General features: G+C 63.3%; 1 protein-coding gene. It reads right to left on the bottom strand.

The genetic code is table 11. The features are described 5' to 3' along the window. Window positions 1-811, bottom strand: an 811-nt coding sequence (locus NN4_RS44655; protein ID WP_147144479.1) for a tyrosine-type recombinase/integrase, incomplete at both ends; no start/stop codon positions are given.

Genomic DNA, 811 nt, shown 5'->3' with positions numbered 1-811 from the left:
GACGTCGTCTACCTGGGGAAACTCCGATATATCTGGTACATCCGTACTGGAGTTTTCGAGGGCGGTACGCAGCGGGTACGCAGTGGTGCGCTCGTTGATCGCGTCGCCGACCGCAGTCCTGGTGGTCTCGTCCGCGTCCGGCCACAGGTGGGCGTAGTACTTCAGCGTCGTGACGGCGCTCCCATGCCGCACGCGAGTCTGGACAGTCTTGATGTCGGCACCGCGTCGGATCAGCAGCGAGGCGTAGTAGTGGCGGAGGTCTTGGAAGCTGAACTCTGCGGGCAATCCCGGGATCTTGTTCTTGACACCGCGCAGCGTCCAAGCGATCACCCAGGGGGAAGCAGGTTTGCCGAGCTCGTCACACACGAGATGCTTGCCCGGGAACTTGCGTGTCGACGCTTCGAGTAGTTCGGTCAGCTCAGGCGGGATCGGTACTGGGGTATCGCTGGCCTTTGTCTTGAGCGGCCGGTCCGGCCACTGCCGCTGCGGGTAAACGACACCGTCCGCGAAATCGACGTCCGCGACCCAGAGGCCGGCGGCCTCTGAAACCCGGAGACCAACGAACGCACCGAGCAGGATTGCCGAACGAAGATGCGCAGGCATCGCGTCATGTAACGCCCAAACCTGCTCAGTGGTCGCCACGTACACCTTCTGCTGCCCAGCGTTCGGCGAAGTCCGCCGCGAACACGGGTTCCGTGCAAGCAGGCCGTCGTGCACCGCGTCACCGAGGATTTGCGATAGCCGACTGTGCAGCGAGTAGACGTAGCTGTCGGCCAGACCTTCCGCCTTGAGCTTTGCCGTCCACGCCTTC

The organism is Nocardia ninae NBRC 108245, from assembly GCF_007990755.1.
Lineage (GTDB): Bacteria > Actinomycetota > Actinomycetes > Mycobacteriales > Mycobacteriaceae > Nocardia > Nocardia ninae.
This window is presented reverse-complemented; position numbering and strand designations above follow the sequence as displayed.